This window comes from Terasakiella sp. 4MB5A (genome assembly GCF_050058155.1).
Classification (GTDB): Bacteria; Pseudomonadota; Alphaproteobacteria; order Rhodospirillales; family Terasakiellaceae; genus Terasakiella; species Terasakiella halodenitrificans.
Map to the genome: position 1 here is coordinate 2,569,801 of NZ_CP188815.1, position 17,456 is coordinate 2,587,256.

16 protein-coding genes are annotated in these 17,456 nt (G+C 46.3%); 11 read left to right on the forward strand and 5 right to left on the reverse strand.

Translation table 11 applies throughout. The features are described 5' to 3' along the window. The 7 genes from ACI0FF_RS11940 (at position 1) to ACI0FF_RS11970 (ending at position 8,484) form a co-directional block, all read left to right on the forward strand. Positions 1-486: a YchJ family protein gene (locus ACI0FF_RS11940; RefSeq protein WP_419797049.1), complete on the forward strand. Its 486-nt coding sequence runs from the start codon at positions 1-3 to the stop codon at positions 484-486. 67 nt (positions 487-553) lie between these two features. After that, complete coding sequence (locus ACI0FF_RS11945; protein WP_419797050.1) at positions 554-3,208, forward strand: bacteriohemerythrin; 2,655 nt, start codon at positions 554-556, stop codon at positions 3,206-3,208. An 84-nt stretch (positions 3,209-3,292) separates the two neighbouring features. Then, on the forward strand, positions 3,293-4,084 hold the full coding sequence (locus ACI0FF_RS11950) for a response regulator (RefSeq protein WP_419797051.1): 792 nt from the start codon (positions 3,293-3,295) through the stop codon (positions 4,082-4,084). A 94-nt stretch (positions 4,085-4,178) separates the two neighbouring features. Further along, on the forward strand, positions 4,179-4,865 hold the full coding sequence (locus ACI0FF_RS11955) for a DUF6901 family protein (RefSeq protein ID WP_419797052.1): 687 nt from the start codon (positions 4,179-4,181) through the stop codon (positions 4,863-4,865). Between the two features lie 60 nt (positions 4,866-4,925). Next, positions 4,926-5,579, forward strand: a complete 654-nt coding sequence (locus ACI0FF_RS11960) for a hypothetical protein (RefSeq protein ID WP_419797053.1) — start codon at positions 4,926-4,928, stop codon at positions 5,577-5,579. Next, entirely contained in the window at positions 5,566-7,854 is a 2,289-nt protein-coding gene (locus tag ACI0FF_RS11965; RefSeq protein ID WP_419797054.1) for a GAF domain-containing protein, read from the forward strand. The genes ACI0FF_RS11960 and ACI0FF_RS11965 overlap by 14 nt, the downstream gene beginning before the upstream one ends. Positions 7,855-7,929: 75 nt before the next feature. Next, positions 7,930-8,484, forward strand: coding sequence for a TlpA disulfide reductase family protein (locus tag ACI0FF_RS11970; RefSeq protein WP_419797055.1), 555 nt, complete (start codon positions 7,930-7,932; stop codon positions 8,482-8,484). On the opposite strand, the gene ACI0FF_RS11975 is transcribed toward ACI0FF_RS11970, so the two are convergent. Beyond that, positions 8,481-9,170, reverse strand: coding sequence for a substrate-binding periplasmic protein (locus tag ACI0FF_RS11975; protein ID WP_419797056.1), 690 nt, complete (start codon positions 9,168-9,170; stop codon positions 8,481-8,483). The two genes, ACI0FF_RS11970 and ACI0FF_RS11975, sit on opposite strands and share 4 nt — an antisense overlap. Positions 9,171-9,297: 127 nt before the next feature. Then, a complete protein-coding gene (locus ACI0FF_RS11980) occupies positions 9,298-11,199 on the reverse strand; it encodes a propionyl-CoA synthetase (RefSeq protein ID WP_419797057.1) in 1,902 nt (633 codons plus the stop codon). Between the two features lie 307 nt (positions 11,200-11,506). On the opposite strand from ACI0FF_RS11980, the gene ACI0FF_RS11985 reads away from it, so the two are divergent. Next, complete coding sequence (locus ACI0FF_RS11985) at positions 11,507-13,144, forward strand: acyl-CoA synthetase (RefSeq protein WP_419797058.1); 1,638 nt, start codon at positions 11,507-11,509, stop codon at positions 13,142-13,144. A gap of 186 nt (positions 13,145-13,330) precedes the next feature. On the opposite strand, the gene ACI0FF_RS11990 is transcribed toward ACI0FF_RS11985, so the two are convergent. Together ACI0FF_RS11990 and ACI0FF_RS11995 are read right to left on the reverse strand one after the other, a co-directional pair. After that, positions 13,331-13,498: a YdcH family protein gene (locus tag ACI0FF_RS11990; protein WP_188664852.1), complete on the reverse strand. Its 168-nt coding sequence runs from the start codon at positions 13,496-13,498 to the stop codon at positions 13,331-13,333. A 95-nt stretch (positions 13,499-13,593) separates the two neighbouring features. Next, entirely contained in the window at positions 13,594-14,682 is a 1,089-nt protein-coding gene (locus ACI0FF_RS11995; RefSeq protein ID WP_419797059.1) for an ATP-dependent 6-phosphofructokinase, read from the reverse strand. Positions 14,683-14,769: 87 nt separating this feature from the next. Here ACI0FF_RS11995 and ACI0FF_RS12000 point away from each other — a divergent pair, with 87 nt between their 5' ends. Continuing rightward, a complete protein-coding gene (locus ACI0FF_RS12000) occupies positions 14,770-14,970 on the forward strand; it encodes a DUF465 domain-containing protein (RefSeq protein WP_419797060.1) in 201 nt (66 codons plus the stop codon). Here the strand turns inward: ACI0FF_RS12000 and ACI0FF_RS12005 are convergent. Then, positions 14,960-15,703, reverse strand: a complete 744-nt coding sequence (locus tag ACI0FF_RS12005) for a GGDEF domain-containing protein (protein WP_419797061.1) — start codon at positions 15,701-15,703, stop codon at positions 14,960-14,962. The two genes, ACI0FF_RS12000 and ACI0FF_RS12005, sit on opposite strands and share 11 nt — an antisense overlap. 136 nt (positions 15,704-15,839) lie before the next feature. Between ACI0FF_RS12005 and purE the strand changes: the two genes are divergently transcribed. Then, positions 15,840-16,331, forward strand: coding sequence for a 5-(carboxyamino)imidazole ribonucleotide mutase (gene purE, locus ACI0FF_RS12010; protein ID WP_419797062.1), 492 nt, complete (start codon positions 15,840-15,842; stop codon positions 16,329-16,331). An 18-nt stretch (positions 16,332-16,349) separates the two neighbouring features. After that, positions 16,350-17,447, forward strand: a complete 1,098-nt coding sequence (locus ACI0FF_RS12015) for a 5-(carboxyamino)imidazole ribonucleotide synthase (RefSeq protein ID WP_419797063.1) — start codon at positions 16,350-16,352, stop codon at positions 17,445-17,447. Positions 17,448-17,456: the final 9 nt, after the last annotated feature.

Genomic DNA, 17,456 nt, shown 5'->3' on the forward strand with positions numbered 1-17,456 from the left:
ATGTCTCTTTGCCCTTGCGGCTCTCGCCAGGAATACGAAAATTGCTGTGCCCCGTTTCATAACGGTGAGATTGCACCCACTGCTGAAAAACTGATGCGTTCACGCTACAGTGCTTTCGAAAAAGGACAGCTCGGATACCTCGAAGAAACACTCAGCTTTGCCAGCCGCAAAGATTATGATGCAGAAGAAACCGCACAATGGGCTAATCAAGCCCGCTGGGACAGTCTGGAAATCGTGAAAACCGAAGGCGGTCAAGAAGGCGATGACACAGGCATTGTGGAATTTCGTGCATTTTTCAAAATCAACGGACGTAAACAGGTTCACCATGAACGCAGCCGTTTTACCAAAGTCGAAGGCCGGTGGTATTATGAAGATGGTGAAATGAATCCCGCCCAGGAACAACGCATTGTCACCAATAAGGTGGGGCGTAACGATCCATGTACCTGCGGGTCCGGGAAGAAGTTCAAAAAATGCTGTGGAGCATAAAGCATTTGGGGTAAAGCCCTAAGTTATGTCAGAATGTCATAAGCTGATATAATGAAGGGACTTATCCATGGGGCGGATCGTCAAATCAAAACTGGCAAATGGTGTTTTCTGGCTGGAATTTCCCGGTGCTGATCTGCGTATTTTATGCGGATGTCCGGCAGACTCAGTCAAACACATGATGAAACGTGGGGTTATCTTGCAAAATGAGGCAAGCCCCGTGTTTCTTGAATCCGGCCCCAATGCCATTTTGTTATCAGACCTGAGTGTTCAAAAAGGTAGTTTCTCCAATCTGGGTGAATTCCCTGTCCTTCAAATGCTGTACCGCCAAGGGATGATTTTGCCTGACCATCCCGGAAATACCGGGGTAAAACCCCTTTTGATCGGGCACCCCGACCAACTTTCTGCACAAATTCAATATATCTATCGCGGCAATTACGGTCTGGCGAGCGAACGCGAACTTATCGAAGCAGGGGCTAGTCCTGAACAGGCGAAAGAACTGATGCGCCTGAAACTGAAGTTCGCCTTCGGTCAAATTGCCAACCCAAAAGAATTGCTCGACAGTCTTGTTGTGGACAGCGCGCTTACCCCCATTCGAAATGGGGTTACCGTGCGGCGTTTGGATGTCAATATTTTTGAATTTTCTTATGAAAATGAAAGCGTTCAAATTGATCTGAATTTGGCTGAGGGTGAACAATATATGCCATCCTATGCCTTGGGACATTTTGAAATTGCACGGGAATATTTCAGTGTCGTGCATTCTGGTGAAGGAGACGGCTGGGATATTGAACGCCCGTCTATGGCGAGCCTGCTTACGTTTCAAGGCCGCATCTATTTAATTGATGTCGGCCCCAATATCGAAACAACTTTAAAGTCACTCGGGGTTGATATCAGTGAAGTTGAAGGAATTTTCATGACCCATTGTCATGACGATCATTTTGCAGGTTTGCCGACATTGATCCGATCAGACCACCGGATTAAATTTTTCGCCACCCCCTTGGTTCGTCATGCCACGGTTAAAAAATTATCGGCCCTTATGGGACTTGATGAAAGCCGGTTTAATCAATTCTTTAATGTCCACGACCTATGTGAAAGCACATGGACCGATATTAACGGATTGGAAGTCAAACCCGTTAACTCCCCCCACCCAATGGAAACCAGTATTCTATATTTCCGCACCCAATGGGGGGGAGGATATAAAACATATGGGCACCTTGCAGATATCGCAGCTTTTGATGTACTTGATACCATGGTCACCACCGATGAGGACGCCCCCGGAATATCGCAGGAATTCTGTGATCAGGTGAAAGAAGCCTATCTTGAACCCTGCGATATTAAAAAGGTTGATAACGGCGGGGGCATGATTCACGGCAAAGCCGAAGATTTTACAAACGATAAATCCGGCAAAATCATCTTTGCCCATACCGCGCGCCCTTTAAATGAAGATGAACGCCTAATCGGCAGTGGCGCACCCTTTGGTACTGAAGATGTCCTCATTGCCAGTAACCATGACTACATGTTCGGCAGTGCTTTACAATCACTAGAGTCTTTTTTTCCTGATCTTCCTCAAAATCAGTTTTGCCTTTTACTGAACCATGAAATTGTGACCATTAATCCGGAAGAAATCATCCTCAAAGCCGGTGATAAAATCGACAATGCCTATTTTATTTTAAGCGGAACAACGGAAATCCTTGATCCCATCAGCAATAAAACACACCGTATGTCGGCAGGTAGTTTTATTGGCGATATGCATGGTCTTTGTGATGCATTATCCAGCGAAACTTACCGGGCCATCAGTTTTGTCAAAGCCTTGAAACTGCCAATCCAAATGTATCGGGAATTTGTCAATCGCAACGATTCATTTTCTGCCATTGCGGCCTTGGCTGAAAAACGCGAATTATTGCAAAAATCATGGCTCTTCGGGGGATCTATATCCGATGGCGTTAAAAATGCGATTGCCGCCAGTATGCATTTAACAAGAAACATCAATGACCTGCACGATTACAGTTTGACCCAAAATTATATTGGGTTGATCAAAGAAGGCCAAGTCACGCTCAAACTGGGTGAGAATGACTTTTTAACACTTTCGCCCGGAGACTCTCTTTTTGAAGATCATGCCGTTTATAAGATGAAAAGCATCTTCACATTAAGCTTTTCGCCCCATTGTTCTATCGCGCTAATTCCTATTTCCGCCATTCAGGAAATTCCCATCGTGCAATGGAAGCTTCTGGAAACCGTGACTCGGCAAATGCGTGCTTTGTCCAATTCCCGTCTTCTGGATGAAAGCTTGCTGATATGGCGCGATTCCTATAGCGTCGGCATTCCTGAAATTGATGCCCATCACATGCGATTGCTTGAATTAACCAAAGATCTCATTCATGCAATTGGCGCTCAAAGTCCTGAAGAAGATATTAAACAACTTATACAAGGACTAATGGAATACACAGGATTCCATTTTTCCCGCGAAGAAGACATCTTTATAAAATCCGGCTACTCGGAAGCGGCATCGCATATGGATACCCATGCCAAATTGGTTGGACAGGTTCATGAATTGATACAAAATTACCATTTCCCTATGTCCGAAAGAGAAGCCGAAGAAATCTATATTTTTCTGAAACGATGGATTTTAATGCATATCCTGCTTGAAGACCGTAAATATGCCTCTTACATCTTGGGTAGAAGGTCTACTAATGCGAATGCACAAGAGATTACCCAAAAAAGATAGTTGTCCGCAACCTGTGTTTCAGGCAAAATTTTGCAGTAATAAAATGAAATAAAACGAAAATCATAGCCCACGAGGGGGATAACCATGCAGTCAAATATGGACGGCGTTTACGCAAAAGGCGTGGGTGAAATCGTAGACCAGCTACGAGCTGAATTTATTGATGAAGTCAAAGATACATTCGAAAAGCTAACTTTCACCATTGATGAAGTGCGCCATGAACGCAATGATATCAAAATGTTGGTGGAAGAGGTCCAACGTGCCACCATGTCCATTAAAGGGCAGGCACATAATTATGACTTGGCTGCATTGGCAACCGTTGCTGCGCGCTGTGAAGACTATCTTGCCAATGTCAGAAATTATCCGCCACGCACACTGGATGACATTCAGACTTATGTTGATTGCATGATCGACATTACCGAAAAACCGGATATCGAAGAGCGCGATATTTCCCATCTTGTACGCGAACTTCCTGCAAAAGTACGCCTTGATGCCAGTATCTTGGAAGTGCGCAATGTCGAAGTTCTGCTTGTCATGTTACATGGCGCGGCCACACATTTTGTTGAACGCGAATTGCAGGAATGTGGCTATCGTGTTTCCACATGCACGTCCGCCTTGGATGCAATGCCCCTGATTATCCGCACAAAACCGGATTTGGTCATTATCTCTGCCATGATGCCGGAACTGTCCGGTATTGATCTGGCCTCAGGGCTTGCAGCTATGCCCGCCACCCGCAACATTCCGACGGCATTGATTACGAGTTTGCCCCATGACGATCCCTATCTTCAGCTTCTGTCCGATCGCGTTCCGATTATTCACAAAAGCGCCTCGTTCGGTGATGATTTGGCTGAAGCTTTAAGCAACCTTTTCCTTATTTAATCAAGGACAGGAATAAATTCGAAAAAACAACAGCAACAAATTTTTCAGGCAAAATTCTTTCTTCTAAAGATTTTTGCCTTCAGGGAATGTCACCATGTCGCAAACAATCACATACAAATTTTATGCTGCTAACCAGCAAACAATAAAAATGGATCTACGTTTTAATGATAAGACGTATCTGATTGAATTAAGCGACGATAACCCCAAACCTGACTGGGCAAAATTATCCCATCATAAATGTTCCAATTGTCCACTCGGCGAAGATGTTGAATGGTGCCCGACGGCCTTGGCATTATCGGAGTTCCTCCCCCATTTTAAGGCCAAATTTTCCTATGAAAAGGCGGTGATTGAAGTTGAAACCCCAATGCGCAGCATCATCACAAAATCAAACTTTCAAAGTGGGATCGCATCTTTGTTTGGTTTGGCTTGCGCAACATCGGGATGTGAACATACGAAATTCCTGCGGCCACTTGCGCGTTTTCATCTGCCCTTTGCAAATGAACAAGAGACCGTCTTTCGTACCCTCGGTTCAAATTTGTTAATGCAATATGTCAACAATGTTCAAAAGGGGCGTAATGATCCAATAAATTTTGATAATCTCAATGAAAGTTACGCAAAACTTTCCATTGTCAATTCCCACCTCACCAAACGTTTAAATGATGGTGTTGAACGCGATGCCGCCTTAAATGCCGTTATTATCTTGGACGTTTTTGCCCTAATTACCCCGGAAAATACAGATGGAACGTTCGAAGATCTGGAAGATGTCTTTGTAACGGAGTAATCTTTTCTTAAACATACTCTTGCACACTGCCTCATACGTGTCAGTCTATCCGGGTGAAACATGACAACAGAAGAAGAAAGCAAGCTCTATAAAGCGCAGACAGAAAATCGCCATTTAATGAACACGATTTCAGCCCTGCGTGACGAACTTGATCGCGTCAATGCCAACAAAGACGACGAAGTTCAAAAAGCCGTCGCCAACGCCCATCAAGAAAACCTGCTTCTTCAAAAAACAATACAAGCTTTGCGTGATGAAATGGAAGCCGTGCGCCGTGAAATGGATGATGCCGTCCAAAAAGCACGCGCAGATGCACACGGTGAAATCGTTCAACTGACCCATACGGCCCAAGCCTTGCGCGACGAACTAGAAAAAATGCGCGCCCGTATGGACGAAGAAGTGCAACGAACACTGGCTGATGGTAAACAAGAAGCCAATACATTAATCCATACCGCCCAAGCCCTGCGCGACGAGTTGGAAAAATTACAACAGAATAAAGATGAAACAGTGCAACGTACAAAAGCAGACGGTCATGGCGAAGCACTGCAATTACAACGCACTGTCGGTTCCTTACGCGACGAAATGGAATTAATGAAACATCGCTACGATGAACAAAAACAAGAGCTGGAAAGCAGCTTTCGAGATGAAAATCAACAATTACGTGATACAATCACAGCCCTAAGGGAAACGTTGGAGGCACAACATGCCGGAAAGTAGTTCCGATCTACAGGACACGACAAGCAATACCTATGTAACAGCCAGTTCAGCACAGCTTGTCTTGCAGGTATCACACGACGTTGCCCGTGCCGATAGTCTGGATGAGCAATTACGCATTATTATGGAAGCTGTCACCAAAGCGACCAATTCAGATCGCGGCACCCTCTTTCTAAACGATTTTGCTACCAACGAGCTTTATTCACGCATTGCCTTAGGTGATGTCAAACGCGAAATTCGGATCCTCAACAATTCCGGTATTGCGGGGGCTGTTTATACCACAGGCACACCAGAAATCGTCGATGATGCCTATGGTGATAAGCGTTTCAATCACAGTGTTGACCATGCTACGGGCTACAAAACACGCAATATTTTGTGTGCCCCGGTACGCACTGTAAAAGGCGATATTCTAGGCGTTGCTCAAACTTTGAACAAACATGATGGCGGACAGTTTACAGAAGATGACCTTGCTATTATGCAAGCGATTACAACGCAGGCCTCCATTGCATTGCAAGGCACACTGTTTATCGAACGCATGGAAAAATTGCGCGAACAGGAAGCCGAATTTCTCAATGTCGTCTCCGATGTCTCCTCGGAAATCAACCTCGGTCCGCTCCTACAAATGATCATGAGCGCCATCACCAAAATGTTGCAAGCTGATCGTTCAACCTTGTTCCTCAACGACGAAAAAACCAACGAGCTTTATACCCAGATCGGGCAAGGTCTTGGGGCAACCAATATTCGCCTGCCCAATCACCTTGGTATTGCCGGGGCGGTTTTTACCTCAGGAAAAACGGTCAATATCCCCTATGCCTATGCAGACCTTCGTTTTAATCCTGCCTTTGATAAACAAACCGGATATTTCACCCGTTCCATTCTATGCTGCCCCGTCTTAAACAAAGATGGCAAGGTCATTGGCGTGACACAGGTTCTCAATAAAAAAGGCGGCCCCTTCAATCAGGATGATGAACAACGCCTGACCGCTTTTACCTCGCAAATCGCCATTGGGCTGGAAAACGCCCAACTGTTTGCCGATGTCCAGCAGATGAAAAACTATAACGAAAGTATGCTGGAAAGTATGAGTAACGCAGTTGTCACCTTTGATGAAGAAGGTGTCATCGTTACCTGTAACGCCGCAGGGCTTCGTATCCTAAAAGCCACACAGGACGAAGTCATCGGACATAAAGACGAGGACTTTTTTACAGGTGAAAACAGCTGGGTTGTTGAACGTTTGCATATGGTGCGCGAAAACAACGAAGCCGACATCTTGCTGGATGCCATTCTTAAAACCGGGCCAAATGCGGAAGAAACTTCCATCAACGTCACCACCCTGCCCTTGCTGGACAAAGATTCAAAAGCAATCGGCACCATGATCATGATGGAAGACATCAGTTCAGAAAAACGGATGAAATCCACCATGTCGCGCTATATGGATCCGGGCTTGGCTGACAAGCTGATGGGCGGCGGTGAAGAAATTCTTGGCGGCCAAAGCAGCGTTGCAACCGTGCTATTTTCCGATGTCCGTAGCTTTACAACCTTGTCCGAAGAACTGGGTGCACAAGGGATCGTCAGCCTGTTAAACGAATATTTCACCGTTATGGTCGATTGCCTGAACGCCGAAGAAGGCATGCTTGATAAATTCATCGGGGACGCCATCATGGCCATCTTCGGCACACCTTTCCCGCACGAAGATGACCCGGACCGGGCGGTACGATGCGCCATTGATATGATGAATAAATTGCGTGATTTTAACAAAGATCGGACGACCAAGGGTTTGATGCCTATTGATATCGGCATCGGCCTCAACACCGACAACGTGGTTTCCGGTAATATTGGTTCCCCCAAACGGATGGATTATACCGTTATCGGGGATGGTGTAAATCTAGCCGCACGTCTTGAAAGTGGAACCAAACAGTATGGTGCCCATATCCTTATTTCGGAATTTACCTTCAAGGCCTTACGTGGCACCTATCGTTACCGGGAAATGGACCATGTGGTCGTAAAAGGTAAAACCAAGCCGGTTGCGATTTACGAATTGCTTGATTATCACACCGAAGAAACCTTTCCCAATATGGTTGATGCACTGGCACATTTCCGTGACGGGATGGAATGTTATCGCAAAGGCATCTTCGACAACGCAATTGACAGCTTTAAGAAGGTTCTTACATTGAACCCGAAAGATAAAGCTTCAGAAATTTATATTGAGCGTTGCGAGCACCTTAAAGAAACCGTTGACCCGGATAATTGGGACGGCATTTGGGTGATGACCTCAAAATAAAGTGATCTTGCCCTATTCTTGACCTTTTTCGAATATACTGTCTCGCCTATTCTTAGGAACTATGGGGTCGTATCCATGCGCGCTGCTGCTTTTTTTGTTTTTGCCTTTTCACTTTTAATAAATTTCACCGCTTCTGCTGATGATTTTTATGATCTGAAACACAGCATTAGCGGATATAAAAATCTGGTCAATACACCGCCAGCTCCACTGACCAAATTTACCGACAAAGATGGCAACACCGTTACATTGGCCGATTTCAAAGGCAAAGTGGTTTTATTAAACTTATGGGCAACATGGTGCCCGCCTTGCATTAAAGAAATGCCCGGCCTGAACGAATTGGCAAAATATTTTAAAGACAAAGATTTTGTCGTTCTTGCCATCGCTACAGGTCGCCAAGGTCGCGAAAGCCCAGACGATTTTCTTGAAAAACGCGAATTAACAGCGATGGCGTCTTATTCCGATAAAGATCAGGAATTTTTACGCATAATGAAAATCAGCAGTTTACCTGTCAGTTTTATTATTGACCAAAACGGCCTAATGCGTGGCGGAGTTAAAGGGCGTACAGAATGGGACACGCCAGATGCAAAAGCCGCCCTTGGGAAATTACTGGATAATCTGAAACAATCTTAAAAATCACCCAGATTTTTCATGATCATCTCGGCATTTTCAGAAGCTTTACTCACCACCCAATGAACATTAAACGAAGATAATGGGTCAGCTGTCAGTTCTTGCGTGGACTGTGCCGTCGTTTTGTTTTTACGAAACGCTTCAGCCGGTTTTAAATAAGTTAAAAAATAATCAGCCCGTCGTGCTGCCAACATCACAAAAGCCTGCTCAATATTGCGTGCCGTAATATAAGTTGGTTCAATACCTTCTTTTGACAGTTTCTTCAAAGTTCCACCATAGCCATACCCTGCAATCGTCAAAACACGTTTGCCCGCTAAATCTTCCAGTCGGCTTAGCGCAGGTGCAGTATCATATCGATAGGCAACCAGCTGAATTTGATTGATCGGTTTTTTCGAATAAAAAGCCTTATCAAGTAAAGCCGGATGTCGAATGAGCATCCCTGCATCAATTTCCCCCTTGCCCAAACGTTCGATTAACAAGGCTGCTGAAGAGATTTCATATTTCGCAACCAAGCCACCCTCTTTAAGCGCCTGATTGGCATAATCCACCAATATCCCTTCTGCCTGAGAATACCTATTTTTTGTATAAAAAGGCGGGAAATTAAAAATTCCGATCGTCACGGCATTACTTTGTGCAAAGGCATGTTCTGCATGTCCCCAAAAGACACTCAGCAGAAAAAGCATTGTCAACCAATACACTCGCACAACACAACCCTCAATTACAAAATAATTATATACCCAATTTTAAATTAATTTTCTAATTAAAAAAGCGAGCTGGATATACCAGCTCGCTTTTCTCTATTTATTTTCCAGGCACTTAACGTGCAGAAGAATAACCAATTGTTTGCAAGGCTTCGTCGATTTCCGGCAAAATAGACGGATCATCAATTGTAGCTGGCATTTTATAGTCTTTGCAATCTGCAATCGCCTGCATGGTCCCGCGCAAAATTTTCCCAGAACGCGTTTTGGGCAAACGATCTACGACAACGCATTTCTTGAAAGCAGCAACCGCGCCGATTTTATCACGAACCATTTTGACGACTTCATTGACGATTTCGTCATGTTCTTTCTCAACACCCGCTTTCAGAACAACAAAGCCGACCGGCATTTGACCTTTCAATTTGTCATCCGCACCGATGACCGCACATTCCGCGACATCAGGATGCGCTGACAGTACTTCTTCCATACCGCCTGTGGATAAACGGTGGCCTGCCACGTTGATGATATCATCTGTACGCGCCATGATAGACACATAACCGTCTTCGTCGATCACACCCGCATCCGCTGTTGCGTAAAAACCGGGGAATTCTTCCAGATATTTGGCTTTATAAAGATCATCATTGCCCCACAATGTTGGCAACGTTCCCGGCGGCAACGGCAATTTACAAACGATCGCGCCGATTTGACCGGCAGGAACCGGATGCCCCGCATCGTCCAGAACCTGAACGTCCCAGCCCGGAACCGGCTTGGTCGGTGAACCCGGTTTAACCGGGAATTCATGCAGACCCAACGGGTTGGCACAAATGGCCCAACCTGTTTCCGTTTGCCACCAGTGATCGACCACTGGTTTTTTCAGGATATCCTGTGCCCATTGCAATGTATCCGGGTCGGTACGTTCGCCTGCAAGATAAAGGGCTTTCAGGCAGGATGTATCGTATTTGCCAAGGAATTCCGCCTTCGGATCATCACGTTTAATGGCACGGAAAGCCGTCGGTGCCGTAAACAGGACACGAATGTTGTATTCTTCGATCATACGCCAGAAAACACCCGCATCAGGTGTGCCAACAGGCTTGCCTTCAAAGAAGACAGTTGTACAACCTTGTAAAAGCGGACCGTAAACAATGTAAGAATGACCAACAACCCATCCCACATCGGAAGCCGCCCAGTAAACGTCACCAGCTTCAACATTATAGATGTTTTTCATGGTCCATTTCAGCGCAACCATATGACCGCCGTTATCACGAACCACACCCTTGGGCTGGCCTGTTGTGCCAGAGGTATACAAAATATAAAGCGGATCAGTCGCCGCAACAGGAACACATGCAGCCGGTTCAGCCTTTGCCATTTCTGTTTCATAATCGAAGTCATAGCCGTCTTTCAATTCGGCTTTGGCTTCTTCGCGCGCCACAATCACCGTTGCGTCCGGTTTGTGTTCGGACAATTCAATCGCACCGTCCAACAACGGTTTATAGGCGATGACACGGCCCGGCTCGATCCCGCAAGATGCAGAAACGATGACTTTCGGTTTCGCATCATTGATACGAACCGCCAATTCGTTTGAGGCAAAACCACCAAATACGACAGAATGAACCGCACCCAAACGCGCAACCGCCAACATTGCAATCGCAGCTTCCGGGATCATGGGCATATAAACGATAACGCGATCACCTTTGCCAACGCCGCGTGCTTTTAACACACCGGCAAAACGTGAAACTTTATCTTGCAACTGGCTGTAGGTGATTTTGCTTTTATGCCCTGTGATCGGGCTGTCATAAATGATGGCATCCTGATCGCCACGGCCATCCTCTACGTGACGGTCCACTGCGTTATAGCAGGTGTTACATTCTGCGCCTGTGAACCAACGGTATAAGGGGGCATTGGAATCATCCAAAACCTTATCCCATTTTTTGTCCCATTTGATATCTTCAGCAGCCTTTGCCCAAAACCCGTCCGGGTTTTCCATCGATTCTTTGTATGCTTCTTCGTACCGGTTGGTCATAACGTCCCCTATTTCCAAGCGATTTTCCCAAAAAACGTTCGAAGACTTCCCTGTCGTTCAAACCTAGGCTGGAGTGTGACTCAAATCGAGAAAAAATAAAAGTGTTAATTTGGTATTGTTTTACCGATTTTTTATTCTTAATAATCATTCTGCGCAGAAAAAGGAGACCTTATCTTACAAAATAATCACATATACCGATTTATTTTTACGTGCATACTCGCTTTTTGGTATTCCTGAATGGCGACTATGCTGCTATGAATCCCTTCAAATAAATCTCCACCAAAATACCAATCGGGGAAGAAACACCATGGAAAACATTTACGACCTTCATCTGGAAAAGACATCTGCGAACTATGAATCGCTGTCACCTTTATCCTTTATCAAACGTACGGCAATGGTTTATCCGGACCGCGCCAGTGTCATTCACGGTGATCGTGTCTACACATGGAAAGAAACGTACGAACGTTCTGTCCGCCTTGCCTCCGCCCTTGCTAAACTCGGTATTAAAAAAGGCGACACAGTTGCTGTTATGGGCAATAACACGCCAGAAACATACGAAGCCCATTTTGGCGTACCGATGTGCGGAGCTGTGTTGAACACCCTGAATATCCGATTGGATGCCGAAGCCATTGCCTTTATCCTGCAACATGGTGAAGCCAAGGTTCTGTTCACGGATCGTGAATTTTCCGCAACGACCAAAGCCGCCGTTGCCCGGTTGGAAAAGAAACCGATCATCATCGATATTGACGACGCCTTGGCAGAAGGCGGCGAATTGATCGGTCAAGAAAATTACGAACAATTCATTTCAAAAGGCGATCTGGAATATGACTGGAGCGGCCCGGCAGATGAATGGGATGCCATTTCCTTAAACTACACATCCGGTACAACAGGCAACCCGAAAGGTGTGGTTTATCACCATCGCGGTGCTTATTTGAACGCCATCGGCAACGCCCTTGATTGGAACATGCAACAACACGCCATTTATTTGTGGACATTGCCGATGTTCCACTGCAACGGCTGGTGTTTCCCATGGACGATGGCCGCCAAAGCCGGTACCAATATCTGCCTGCGTAAAGTCAATGCCAAAAACATTTACGAAGCGATTGAAAAACATAAAGTCACCAACTTCTGCGGCGCCCCGATTGTGCTTTCTTTTGTCATTAATGCGACGGAAGAAGAGAAAAAACCGTTCGAACATAAATGTTCTATCATGACAGCTGCGGCACCGCCGCCAGCCTCTGTTTTAAAAGCAATTCAGGATGAAGGCTTTGATGTAACGCATGCCTATGGCCTTACAGAAACATACGGTCCGGCTGTTTTCTGCGCCTGGAAAGAAGAATGGAACGAGTTGCCGATTGAACGCCAAGCCTTCCAAAAATCTCGCCAAGGTGTCCGATATACACTGGAAGAAGGCCTAATGATTGCTGACGCAGAAAGCACGGTCGAACATCCCTGGGATGGTGAAACAATGGGCGAGGTCTGCTTCCGTGGCAATATCGTGATGAAAGGCTACCTGAAAAACCCCTCTGCCACAGACGATGCGTTCCGTGGTGGCTGGTTCCATTCCGGCGATTTAGGTGTTCGTCATAATGACGGTTACATTCAATTGAAAGATCGTTCAAAAGACATCATCATTTCCGGTGGGGAAAACATTTCTTCGATCGAAGTTGAAGATGCCCTTTACCGCCACCCCGCTGTTGCAGCCGTTGCCGTTGTCGCCAAGCCCGACGAAAAATGGGGCGAAACACCGGCGGCCTTTATCGAATTGAAACCCGATGCAGGCCCCGTTACTGAGGAAGATATCATCAAACATTGCCGCGACAATCTTGCGCATTATAAATGCCCGCGCACGGTTATTTTCCAGGAGGTCCCAAAGACATCCACCGGTAAAATTCAAAAGTTCGTCCTGCGTGATGGATTGAGAAAAGAAGCTGGCGAACTGTAAAAGAAACCGCAGCCCATCCCAAAAACCCCGTTTGTTTTCAAGCGGGGTTTTTTCTTTCTTACAACATAACAAAAAACGCCCCGAAAACAGGTTCGGGGCGTTTATATTCGTATCTCTTGGATACGCGCACGTCATGGATAAGAGTGCGTCATTTTTTCTAATTCTATTTGATAGGTAGATATCTCGTTAGTTGAGCGACAGGACGGAGATTTCGTCTTTCACCTTGAGCTTCTGTCGTTTGAGATCGTGTATGAGCGTGTCGTTTGGATGTGGTCTTATTTCTTCTGCTTCAATTTTATGTTCCAAATCTGCATGTTTGGATTTGAGAGATTCAATTCGGTCTAGTACGCTCATTGCGGACAACCTCCCTATGGCAGTTTTAAGATGATTTCATGATACATAAATTAAATTGGTAAGGCCAGCTTTGTCTGTCAACCCTTGTTGTTTTTTTATTCATCTCCCAGACAAATACCAAGCCCACGCGCCGTGTGAACAAGCGTGCCGGAAACATCAATATTATTATAGTGCGACACCACATCTTCCAAGGCAACATCCACGACTTTTCGGTGCTGCCATGCAACCATTCGGTTGGTCTTTCCCTGCGCCATTAAATCAACCGCACTGACGCCGAAGGCAGAGGCAATAACACGGTCGCGCATTGCCGGTTTTCCCCCGCGCTGAACGTGCCCTAAAACCGTAACCCGTGTTTCCGCCCCAGTCATTTTATAGAGCTGTTCCCCTATAACATGCCCCACACCGCCATAATTAAAACGCCCCTCATCATTTTGCTTCATCACCGGTTTACCATCTGCAGCCTTTACCGCCTCGGAAACCACAATTAAAGCATGGCTGCGATGTTCTTGTTTATAAATATGGCGGATTTTTGCAGCAACTTTTTCCATCTCATAGGGGATTTCAGGCACGAGGATCACATCTGCACCACCTGCAATTCCGGCATGCAGTGCAATATGCCCCGCATCACGCCCCATGACTTCTAAAATCATCACCCGATGATGCGATGCCGCAGTTGGATGCAGACGATCCAATGCGTCCACCGCCACATTGACTGCCGTTGTAAACCCAATGGAAAATTCTGTACATGCCACATCATTATCAATGGTTTTAGGAATACCGATAAACGGAATATCACCGCGTTCACAAAGCTTGTTCAAAATTTTCATGGACCCATCGCCGCCCACCCCGATCAGGCCGCACAAATTCAGTTCGCGAAAACCTGCAATAAATTCTGCTGAGCGATCTTTAACTGTACCGTCTTCCATAGGATAAGCAAACGGGTCTCCTTTATTGGTTGTGCCCAAAAACGTTCCGCCTTGGCGCAACAATGTCCCGCTAAAGGTATTATGGTCGAGAACCTCCGCATCAACAGGGGTGGAAATCAAACCTAAAGTCCCATTATGGATTCCAACAACTTCCCAGCCATAACCTTCAATCGCACGGCGCGTTACCGCACGGATAGCCGCATTTAATCCGGCGCAATCACCGCCACTTGTCAAAATCCCGATGCGTTTTTTATTCATCACAATTCCTTTTTTGTTATCTGCGCCAAATTATATGCTATATTCAAATCTAGAGACTTAACAAACACATAACAAGTCGGGAAAGTGATGCCTGAAACCCGTGAGCTAAAAATCAAGCTGGCCATTTTGCAAACCGAACATAGGGATTTGGACGATGTGATCAACCGCATGATCCTAACGCCGCCTTATGACCAATTGCAATTGCAGCGCCTTAAAAAAAAGAAGCTGACCCTGAAAGATCAGATTGCCAAGCTTGAAGCTTTGATTGTCCCCGATATCATAGCCTGACAAAACGTTTGTGCAGGTCTTTATCGGCTTCATTTAAAATGACATCTACTTTTTCACCGGCATGCAAACTGTGCAGGCCGTATGCAATTTCCACTTCCATGACATGCCCGTTAAACAAAATTGGCCCCTGTTTAACCTTCTGAACAAGCTGATCAATTTTCTTCAGGGATATCTCATAATCGCTTAACGTCAAGACGATGCCAAAACCATCTCCACCCAATGTCCCAATGCGATCTGTTTCGCGCAGTTGCCCGCTTAATATTTCTGCAACTTCACGAATCACAGTATCGCCTGCCAATAACCCTGAACGTTTTTTAATCTCGGCAAAGTTTGAAATTTGAAAATAGACGAAGGTGGCATTACTGATCGTCTGCCCAATCCGAGCCGTCATCACCGAGATATCCCGACACAAGGCATGCCGTGTCAAAACAGGTAAATCCATATGTCGATCCATTGAACTGGATAATTTTTCATCGAAACTGTGCGTCATAGACAGTTCTTCGCGCAAATGATCCACTTCCTCCATCAAGGATACAATGGCCTCACTCACTGCTGGGGTCAGTTCATCTTGTGGAATATTCATAAAAGACGTCACGTCATGAATACTGCGTTTAACCGGCGGAAATTTATGCCGCCCTTTGAAACTGCCATAGGATGGGCGACCCCCGGATTGACCGGACTGCCCGCTATAGGGTTTAAGCGCATCTGTTGCTTTAATATCGTCAATCGGCATGACACATACCATTTTAAAACATTTCGTATATTATATAATACACTGAAAACGTTGAAAAATCTTAAAAACCTTGCGATTTGGCCCGACACACATATAATACGCCCCTTTTTTACGGTCTTATGCAAGGATAAAGACTATGGATAGCGCTGCACCTTCTGTTGGAATCATCATGGGAAGTCAGTCGGATTGGCCGACAATGAAGCTGGCTGCCGATATGCTGGATGAAATGGGCGTTTCGTACGAAAAACGCATTGTTTCCGCACACCGCACACCACAACGCCTGTATGATTACGCCACCAGTGCAAAGGCACGCGGGCTACAAGTCATTATCGCCGGGGCCGGTGGTGCCGCCCACCTGCCCGGTATGGCCGCTGCCATGACCCCCCTACCTGTTTTAGGTGTACCTGTCAAAAGCCGTGCATTAAACGGTCTAGATAGCCTTTATTCAATCGCACAAATGCCCGGTGGTGTTCCGGTTGGTACATTGGCAATCGGGGATGCCGGGGCAAAAAACGCAGGCATCATGGCTGCCAGCATCATCGCCTTGCAAGATGAGAACGTTGCCGCCAAACTGGATGCGTTTCGCGCTCAACAAACCGCAAGCGTCGCGGAAGAACCCGTCGATTAAATAAGGATCATTCAGGTTATGGCTGAACAAAAACTTCTGCCTCCAGGCAGCACCATCGGCATTATTGGCAACGGTCAATTAGGACGCATGACAGCTTTGGCCGCTGCGCGTCTGGGCTATATGTGTCACGTATTTGGTCCCGGTCATGACAGCCCGGCTGAACAGGTTGCGCACAAAGCAACGGTTGCTGAATATGATGATCGCAATGCCTTGGTCTCGTTTGCCGAATCTTGTGATGTTGTTACCTTTGAATTCGAAAACATCCCGCACGAAAGTGTCCAATTGCTAAGCGAGCACGTCAATGTTCGCCCGGGCTGGAACTGCCTGCACCTGTCTCAAGATCGCCTGATTGAAAAGAACTTCATCAATGACTGCGGCATTGATACCGCCCCTTTTAAAGGGGTTGATAGTCTGGATGATCTGGAAACGGCCATCAATGAACTGGGCCGCCCCAGCATCCTGAAAACCACGCGCATGGGGTATGACGGAAAAGGCCAAGCCTTGATCCGCCCGGAAACCGATCTTGAAACGGCTTATGCCTCAATGGCAAATGCCCCCAGCGTTCTCGAAGGCTTCGTTGATTTCCAACGCGAGATTTCCGTTGTTGTTGCACGCAGTGCCTGTGGTCAATGGACCGCGTTTGAACCAGCTGAAAACAACCATGTGGATGGTATCTTGGATACGTCCACAGTTCCGGCACACCTGCCCGATGGATTAATCGAAGAAGCTGTTCGAATTGCAGTCACCTTGGCGGAAAAAATGGATTTAGTCGGCTTGCTTGCCGTTGAAATGTTCCATACCAAGGACGACCGTTTGATCGTCAATGAAATGGCACCGCGCCCGCATAACTCCGGTCACTGGACACAAGACGCGTGTTATTCCGATCAGTTCGAACAATTTGTGCGGGCTGTATGCGGTTTACCGCTGGGGTCTGTGGAACGCCGCAATGACCTGATTATGAAAAACCTGATCGGTTTTGATGTGGAAAAATGGCCGGATTATCTGAACGAACCGAATGCCAAACTTCACCTCTACGGCAAGTCTTCCACACGGCGGGGGCGCAAAATGGGACATGTCAATTTGGTTTACCCTTTGGGTGAACTGCCCAAAGAATAAACGTTGATC